Raw genomic sequence first — 9,266 nt, 5'->3', positions numbered from 1 at the left:
TTTTAGTATTTCTGCAGGTATCGGTTTTATTGCATTGTTTGGAATTGCCGTTCTGAATGGAATTGTGCTCATCGAACACTTTAAGGAACTTAAAAAAGAAGGAGATTTCAAAGGAGATGAAATTATCATTCACGGATCTAAAGATCGACTGCGGGCAGTATTACTGACTGCTTCTGCAGCTGCATTGGGATTTTTACCAATGGCCATCTCCACTAACGCTGGTGCGGAGGTGCAACGACCATTAGCAACGGTTGTAATCGGAGGATTGATTACAGCGACCATATTAACATTGGTTGTTTTACCTATCCTTTACTCCCACTTTAGTTCCGGTAAAAAATTAAAGAAAATTAAAATGAAGAAAGCGTTTTTAACATTACTAGTCGGATTACTTATTGGTCTCTCTCCTGCAATGGCTCAATCGCCCACTTATGGCATTGGCCAACTAGAAAAGCTAATGCTGGAGAATAATAGTCAACTCAAGTCGGCTGCCTATACCGTAGATGAACGGAAAGCGCAGGTAAACACTGCTTATCAGTTTGAAAAAACAGGTATCTATTATGGTTATGACGAAAATAATTTAGCGTATAATAACCGGCCGCTTGATGTAATTGGAATTGACCAAAACTTTGCTTTCCCAACCATTTATGGAGCTGAGCGAAAACTTAATCAGGCAAGTCTTCAATTAGAAAAAAGTGGATTTGAGATTCAAAAGAATCAGTTGCAAAAAGCATTGTGGAGTGGATATTACCAATATCAATTTGAAATCAATCAGTTAACAGTTATTCAATCGTTGGATAGTTTGTATCAAAACTTTTCGCATTTAGCCAATCGTAGGTTTGAATTGGGGGAAACTTCCTACTTAGAAAAGGCGACTGCTCAATCCAAGCAACGGCAAGTAAATACGCTTTACAAACAGGCCAATGAAGATGTAAAAAGCGCTAAAGAACAGCTCATCAATATTGTTCAAGCTCCTGATTCATTTCAAATCGCAACCGAAAAGTTAACAGCGTTACAACCTCAAATTAATTCATTGGAAGAGAATATAACCAACCAATACTTTGAAAATAAAACGATGGTGTTGCATCGAAAGAACACATTGGCAAAACAACAGTTGCTTCCGGACATCTCGGTGAATTATTTTCAAGGAAAAAACAGTGGGTTAAATGAATCGCTTTACGGTTACCAAGTGGGACTTAAAGTTCCCTTACTTTTTGCAGGACAGAAAGCTAAAATAAAAGCCTCTAAAGTTGCATTTCAATCTACTGAGCAGGAGGCAATCGATTACCAATTTCGATTGAAATCAAAATACAATCAATTGATTAATCAACTCGCCAAGTATCAAGAAGCAATGAATTATTATGAATTGGAAGGAAATCGATTGGCACAAGAAATTACCAAAGCTGCTGAAATGAGCTATAAAACTGGTGAAATTGATTTCTTTCAATACATACAGAGTATTGAAAATGCACATCAGATTAAATTGACGTATCTAAAAAATTTAAATGGATACAACCAAACAGTTATTTCAATTAACTATTTAACACTTTAAAAATAAACCCAATGAAAAAATATATCATAACTATCGCTATCCTTTTTGCACTTGCATTGTTTCAATCTTGTGCCAATAAAGCTGAAGAAATAGTCACAACTGAAAGTACAGCAATAAACGAAATAGTGGTATCAAAGGAACAGTTTGAGTACAACAAAATGACTTTGAGCAAACCTGAAAAACAACCATTCAGTACAACTGTCCAAACGACTGGACAAATTGATGTACCGCCACAAAACAAAGTATTGGTGAATGCCAAAATGGGTGGATTCATTAAATCTACTCCACTGCTTTTAGGTGACTATGTGGAAAAAGGAGCTACTTTGGTAGTGATTGAAAATCCTGAATTTATTACTTTACAGCAGCAATATTTAGAACAGAAACAACAAATCAATTACCTTGAAGCAGAGTACAACCGACAAAAAACGTTGAACAATGAACAAATTGCTTCAGAGAAAAATTTCTTAAAAGCAGAAAGCGACTATAAAAGCACATTAGCCACTGTAAAAGGTCTTGAGAAAACATTGGGACTAATTGGAATTTCAACGGCTTCATTAAGTAAGGATAATATTAGTTCAACTTCAGTTATTACAGCTCCTATAAGTGGAAATATATCGGCACTAAATGTGACTACCGGGAGTTATGTTTCGGCGACAGATCCAATTTTGCAGATTACTAATTCGGACCACATGCACTTGGAGCTAGAAGTATTTGAAAAAGATGCCCTAAAAATTAAGAAAGGACAACGTTTGATTTTCTCTATTCCGGAAAGTGGCGAGACAGAATATTCTGCTGTAGTTCATTTAGTTTCCAATACCATCGATGCCAATAAACGAACTGTTAGAGTGCATGCACACGTCAATGACAGCTTACAAAAATATTTTGCTGTTGGAATGTATGTTTCCGCTCAAATTGACGTTTCAGAAAGAGAATTTAATGCACTTCCAATTACAAGTATTTCAGAATTTGGAGACAATAGTTATGTCTTAATGCTTAACAAAAGTGACAACGAAAACTATTACTTTTCAAAAAAGAAAGTTGATGTATTGGAAAAGTCCAGTAGATTCGCAGCTATTGATCTCCCAATTAATGACAATCAATATTTAACAAATGGAGTTTATTCCCTCATTCACGAAGAAGAATAAAACATATAAATCAAACATTATGAAAACATTCACCCTTACAATGGTTGCATTCTTTACACTCCTTGGTGGAGCATATGCACAAAACTGGAATACCAATTTTGAAACAGCAAAAGCGACTGCAAAATCAGAGAACAAGCCAATCATTCTTGTATTTCAAGGATCTGACTGGTGTGCTCCATGCATCAAACTAGACAAAGAAATCTGGAGTTCAGAAACGTTTAAAGCATATGCCGCTAAAAATTACGTCATGATGAAGGCAGACTTTCCGAGAAGGAAAGCCAACGCGCTTCCTGAAGAGCAACAAAAGCAAAACAATCAACTTGCTGAAAAGTATAACCTCAACGGATATTTTCCTTTTGTAGTGATCTTAGACGCGAATGGGAAAAAAGTTGGTGAAACGGGTTATAAAAAAATAACTCCTCAGGAATACATCGAATTGATTAATAAATTCACTGCAAAGAAATGAGAACAATTTTCATCCTTAGCTCATTATTGTTGGTTCAGTTCGCCAATGCTGCAGGCACTTTTAAGCGAACCTTAAAATTAATGGGTAGTCGATTTGAAATTACTGTAGTTGCAGAAAATGCGGAATTAGGCGACCAATACATTGATGATGCAGTAGCAGAGATCTCACGAATTGAGCGATTAATCTCCTCATGGGATCCACAATCACAAACGAGTGAAATCAATCGGCAAGCAGGAATAAAGCCAGTAAAAGTAGACCCTGAATTGTACCAACTTATTGAACGAGCAATTGGAATTTCAAAACTTTCAGATGGTGCTTTTGACATCAGCTATGCCTCCATGGATCGGATTTGGAAATTCGACGGAAGCATGACTGAGATCCCATCAGAAGAAGCGATTAAACAATCCGTTTCAAAAGTAGGCTACGAAAAAATCAAACTCAACCAGTCAGACACGACTGTGTTTTTAACTGAAGAAGGAATGAAAATTGGCTTTGGCGGCATTGGTAAAGGGTATGCCGCTGATCAAGCAAAAGCACTCTTGATTGAAAAAGGAGTCAAGGGAGGAATCATCAATGCTTCTGGAGATATGAATACTTGGGGAAAACAAACCAACGGAGACGATTGGAAAGTGGCGATTACCAATCCTTTGAACAAAGACAAAGCAATTGCACTTTTTCCTCTAAACAACAGTGCAGTGGTTACTTCGGGCGACTACGAAAAGTACATTGAATTGGAAGGAAGAAAATTTGCCCACATTATAGATCCAAGAACTGGTTATCCGACTTCAGGAATTATAAGTGCTACCGTTTTTGCCCCAAAAGCTGAGTTAGCTGACGCCTTGGCCACTTCCATTTTCGTAATGGGAATCACTGCAGGTATTGATCGAATGAACCAACTCCCAAACATAGAATGCATCATCATCAATGATGAAGGCAAAGTTTTTACTTCCGCTAATATTAAAATTGAAAACAAATGAAAAAGTATTGTATAGGACTCATTATGATTCTTGCTCTTTTCAGCAGTTGTACTGTAGTAAAGGAGTATGAAAAAGTCAACTTAAACGATCCAGATATGGCATTGACCACCAAAAAATCTGATCGATTCGAATCTAATTTTCATTCCTACAGAGAAGCTGCAACTGGTGCAAACGGTGGCAAAACTGGTGGAGGTTGTGGTTGCAATTAAATTTATAAATCATGAAAAAGATACTTTCAATCTTCACTTTTCTCTTGAGCCTAACTCTTTTTGCTCAAGACCCTCCTCCAGCAGATTCTTTAGTCGTTTATAAAAAACGTGTTTTGGAAACAACTGAGGTAGATTTCCTCATGAGTTATTACACCCAAGATGGAAAAAATGCTGCCGTTTCGGGTGGTATCGGCACTGAACAATTACAAGATGTCACTCCCACAATTGTAGTTTCTATGCCGTTGAATGATGACGATGTATTGACAATAGATGCAGGAATATCTGCCTACACATCTGCATCTTCTAGCAACATCAACCCATTTGACTCTAGGGATCCCGATGCATTTCAAGCTTCAACAGGAGCCTCAAGTGGAGATGTTTGGGTCAATGCTGTTATCTCCTATTCTCATAGCAGTGATGACCGAAATAAAATCTACTCAGGAAAACTATCAGTTGCGAATGAATTCGATTATTTCTCTGTTGGAGTTGGTGGGTCATACACTCAGTTATTCAATCAAAAGAATACAGAGTTAAGCTTAAGCGGTAATGTATACATTGATAAATGGAACGCCATCTACCCTTATGAATTAAGAGGTTTTGACACAGGTGGCCCAGGTTTAAATAGTCGTTTATTTCTTGTAAATCAAATTTCTGGAAATGCCAATTATGCGCCAGACTTTAAATCTTTTGATAGCGAAAATAGAAACTCATATTCTTTCGGTGCGAGTTTTTCTCAAATTCTGTCTAAACGCCTTCAAGGATTAATTGTCGCTGATGTCGTTTACCAAAGTGGATTACTGTCTACTCCTTTTCAGCGTGTTTACTTTGCAGATGTTGCAGACAGTTATATTGGAAATTTTCAATTGGCTGACAATAATGAACAACTGCCTGATCAACGATTCAAAACAGCCATTGGTGGTCGATTAAACTATTACCTTAACGAACGAATGGTTCTACGGACTTTTTATAGATACTATACGGATGATTGGGGAATCAATTCGCATACTGCAAGTTTAGAAGTGCCTGTCAAAATCAGTCAAAAATTTACGATTTATCCGTCTTATCGTTATTACTTCCAAAGTGCTGCCGATTACTTTGCAGGATATGAGCAACACCTTTCCACTGAGAAGTATTATACTTCAGATTATGATTTATCTAAGTATACGGCCAATCAGTATGGTTTTGGAATAGAATACACTGATATTCTGACTTCAAAAAAGATCGGAAAACTAGCGTTAAAATCGATTAATTTAAAATACAATTATTATGAACGAAACTCTGGTTTTAAAGCCAACTTAATTGCAGGAGGGGTAAAATTCATAATTGACAAATAAGCCAAGAATTTATTTTCAAATCCTTTACGAATAAAGTAATTTTAGGAATCTATTTTTAAGATCAACTACTATGAGTAACTATAGCATCAAGCATTTCGAGGAATACTTTCAAGTTTACCGTAAATCAATTAGAGACCCTGAATTATTTTGGGAAGAAATTGCGGAAGAGCATTTTGTATGGCGAAAGAGATGGAGTTCAGTGCTTAAATGGGATTTTAAAAAACCAGAAATTAAGTGGTTTGATGGTGCTCAATTGAATATTACGGAAAACTGCATAGATCGACACTTAAGAACTAAAGGAGACAAAACAGCAATCATTTTCGAACCGAACGATCCTACAGAAGAGGCATTACATATTTCTTACAAAGAGCTGCATGACAGAGTCGCTAGGATGAGTAATGTTCTTAAAGACAAAGGCGTTCAAAAAGGAGATCGAGTTTGTATTTACTTGCCGATGATTCCTGAATTGGCAGTTGCATTATTGGCCTGTGCACGAATCGGTGCGATACACTCCGTCGTTTTTGCAGGATTTTCTTCAACAGCATTGTCCACTCGAATAAATGACAGCGATTGTAAAGTAATCATTACCTCTGACGGCTCATACCGCGGCAATAAAACGATCGATTTAAAAGGAATAGTAGATGAAGCATTAGAGAAATGTCCGTGCATAGAAACCTCATTGGTGGTAAAACGAATCAATAGTGAGGTCTCCATGAAAAGTGGTCGTGACCATTGGATTCAACCGCTTTTGGATCAAGCAGTGCCTCACTGCGAACCAACGATTATGGAAGCAGAAGATCCATTATTCATCCTCTACACTTCAGGATCTACAGGAAAGCCTAAAGGAATGGTTCATTCTACAGCTGGATACATGATTTATTCAGCCTATACCTTTAAAAATATTTTCAATTATAAGGATCAAGACATCTATTGGTGCACAGCTGATATTGGCTGGATAACTGGGCATAGCTATATTGTATATGGCCCATTGGCGAACGGAGCCACAACGCTCATGTTTGAAGGGGTTCCATCTTATCCTGACTTTGGAAGATTTTGGGAAATTGTAGAAAAACACAAAGTCAATCAACTGTATACCGCACCAACTGCCATTCGTGCATTGGCGAAAGAAAATATTTCCTTCATCGAAAACCACGATTTATCCTCATTAAAAGTATTGGGCTCTGTAGGAGAACCAATTAATGAAGAAGCATGGCATTGGTACAACGACAACGTAGGAAAAAAGAAAAGTCCGATTGTGGACACTTGGTGGCAAACAGAAACTGGAGGTATTATGATTTCACCGATACCTTATTGCACTCCTACCAAACCAACCTATGCCACCCTTCCCTTTCCAGGAATTCAACCAGCTTTAATGGATGAAAAAGGAGTTGAAATAAAAGGCAATCAAGTCGATGGTCGATTATGTATTAAATTTCCATGGCCTTCCATTGCTCGTACCATTTGGGGCGATCATCAACGGTATAAAGAAACTTACTTTACGGCTTACGAGAACATGTATTTCACTGGAGACGGGGCTTTGCGTGATGAAGTAGGTTATTATAGAATTACAGGACGAGTAGACGATGTGATCATTGTATCAGGTCATAATTTGGGAACTGCACCGATTGAAGATGCGATCAATGAACATCCTGCAGTAGCAGAATCTGCCATTGTCGGTTTTCCACATGACGTGAAAGGAAATGCGTTATACGGATTTGTAACACTCAAAGAAGCTGGCGAATCAAGAGTTCATGACAATCTGAGAAAAGAAATTAATCAAATCATCACTGAACACATTGGCCCAATCGCTAAATTGGATAAGATTCAGTTCGTGACAGGTTTACCAAAAACACGTTCCGGCAAAATAATGCGTAGAATATTACGAAAAATAGCTGGGAAAGACATTAGCAACTTAGGCGATACTAGCACTTTATTGAATCCTGAAGTAGTGGATGATATTATTAAGGAGGGATTATAATAAAACATCCCGATTAAAATCATGATTTGGGTAATTTAGCCCAACTGAATTCTGATGATGTGAATTCAACATTTAAATAGCATTTCACTACTTTAGTAAAAAAAAGCAAATGAATTTACTTACCCACATGGGTCAATTCTCTATCCTGATGGTTAGAACATTTAAAAAGCCTGAAAAAATGAAAATTTTTTATCGGCAATTGATGTTCGAAATTGATTCCTTAGGAATAGGATCGTTAGGTATTATTACCATCATTTCTTTTTTTATGGGGGCTGTGATTACCATTCAAACTGCTTCAAATATTGACAGCGCTTTGATTCCTGCGTATACCGTAGGATTCACCGTTCGCGAATCCATGATTTTAGAATTTGCTCCAACTATTATTGCGTTGATATTAGCCGGAAAAGTAGGATCAAATATTGCTTCAGAAATCGGTACAATGCGGGTTTCTGAACAAATTGATGCGTTAGAGATTATGGGAATCAACTCCGCTTCTTACCTTATCTTACCTAAGATAACTGCTGCAATGTTGATTAATCCATTTTTGGTAATCATCAGCATGTTCATCGGTATGGGGGGTGGATATTTAGTTTCATGGGGAACAGGAATGATTCCAAGCTCTGAATATATCTACGGTTTAGAATATGGTTTCAAAATTTATAGTGTCTATTATGCCCTTGTTAAAACGGTCTTTTTTGCATTCATTATCACTGCCGTGCCTTCTTATTATGGTTATTATACCAAAGGTGGATCTCTAGCAGTTGGAACAGCTAGTACAAAAGCGGTTGTTGCTAGTAGCATTATCATCCTAACAATCAACTATATTCTGACACAACTTTTATTGGTATAAATGATTCGAATTGAAAATGTAAGCAAAGCCTTTAACGGCGAACAAATTCTTTCTGACATCAGTGTGACCTATGAAAGAGGTAAAACCAACTTAATCATAGGCGCCAGTGGATCAGGAAAGTCAGTATTGACCAAATGTACAGTCGGATTAATTAAGCCAGATTCAGGAAAAGTGTTTTTTGATGACCGTGAGTTTACTTCGTTGAATTTACAGGAGCGTCAAGAAGTGCGCACGGAAATAGGCATGCTTTTTCAAGGGAACGCACTATTTGATTCATTAACAATCGAACAGAATGTGATGTTTCCACTTCAAATGCACTCTGAGATGAGCCCTGAAGAAATGAAAGAGCGAGTAGACTTTTGTCTTAAACGAGTTCAATTAGAAGGAATAAATCACAAATACCCAGCTGAAATTAGTGGAGGAATGCAAAAACGAGTAGCGTTGGCAAGAGCTATAGCTATGAAGCCGAAATACCTTTTTTGTGATGAACCAAATTCAGGATTAGATCCTCAAACCTCCATTGTGATTGATCAATTAATCAGTGAAATCACTAAAGAAAATAACATGACAACTATTATTGTGACTCATGACATGAACTCTGTGATGGAAATCGGAGAAAAAGTAATCTTTATTCACAAAGGACAAAAATGGTGGGAAGGTGACAACGAAACTATCTTAACTACTGACAATCAAGAATTATCAGACTTCGTATTTGCTTCTAGTGTCATGAAAAGATTGGCTAGAACTAGCAAATAGCC

Annotated in this window: 9 protein-coding genes; all 9 read left to right on the top strand. The window is 37.2% G+C overall.

The window, feature by feature from the left end; all coding sequences use genetic code 11:
• Positions 1-1,549 (top strand): TolC family protein (locus ACTB0X_RS02660; protein ID WP_463023436.1); only part of this gene is annotated, 1,549 nt, incomplete at its 5' end.
• An 11-nt stretch (positions 1,550-1,560) separates the two neighbouring features.
• Positions 1,561-2,694 carry an efflux RND transporter periplasmic adaptor subunit gene (locus ACTB0X_RS02655; protein ID WP_463023435.1) on the top strand — a complete coding sequence of 378 codons (1,134 nt, stop codon included), beginning with the start codon at positions 1,561-1,563 and terminating at the stop codon, positions 2,692-2,694.
• A 19-nt stretch (positions 2,695-2,713) separates the two neighbouring features.
• A complete protein-coding gene (locus tag ACTB0X_RS02650) occupies positions 2,714-3,160 on the top strand; it encodes a thioredoxin family protein (protein ID WP_463023434.1) in 447 nt (148 codons plus the stop codon).
• Positions 3,157-4,137, top strand: a complete 981-nt coding sequence (locus ACTB0X_RS02645; protein WP_463023433.1) for an FAD:protein FMN transferase — start codon at positions 3,157-3,159, stop codon at positions 4,135-4,137. The genes ACTB0X_RS02650 and ACTB0X_RS02645 overlap by 4 nt, the downstream gene beginning before the upstream one ends.
• Complete coding sequence (locus tag ACTB0X_RS02640) at positions 4,134-4,346, top strand: DUF4266 domain-containing protein (RefSeq protein WP_463023432.1); 213 nt, start codon at positions 4,134-4,136, stop codon at positions 4,344-4,346. The genes ACTB0X_RS02645 and ACTB0X_RS02640 overlap by 4 nt, the downstream gene beginning before the upstream one ends.
• An 11-nt stretch (positions 4,347-4,357) precedes the next feature.
• On the top strand, positions 4,358-5,680 hold the full coding sequence (locus ACTB0X_RS02635) for a DUF3570 domain-containing protein (RefSeq protein ID WP_463023431.1): 1,323 nt from the start codon (positions 4,358-4,360) through the stop codon (positions 5,678-5,680).
• 70 nt (positions 5,681-5,750) lie between these two features.
• Positions 5,751-7,658, top strand: coding sequence for an acetate--CoA ligase (acs, locus tag ACTB0X_RS02630; RefSeq protein ID WP_463023430.1), 1,908 nt, complete (start codon positions 5,751-5,753; stop codon positions 7,656-7,658).
• A gap of 109 nt (positions 7,659-7,767) precedes the next feature.
• Positions 7,768-8,508 carry an MlaE family ABC transporter permease gene (locus ACTB0X_RS02625; protein WP_463023429.1) on the top strand — a complete coding sequence of 247 codons (741 nt, stop codon included), beginning with the start codon at positions 7,768-7,770 and terminating at the stop codon, positions 8,506-8,508.
• On the top strand, positions 8,509-9,264 hold the full coding sequence (locus ACTB0X_RS02620; protein WP_463023428.1) for an ABC transporter ATP-binding protein: 756 nt from the start codon (positions 8,509-8,511) through the stop codon (positions 9,262-9,264).
• The last annotated feature ends 2 nt before the right edge of the window (positions 9,265-9,266 follow it).

This window comes from Acidiluteibacter sp. (assembly GCF_055129545.1).
Note: the sequence above shows the minus strand (reverse complement) of the source record. Positions and strands in the feature narration are given on the sequence as shown.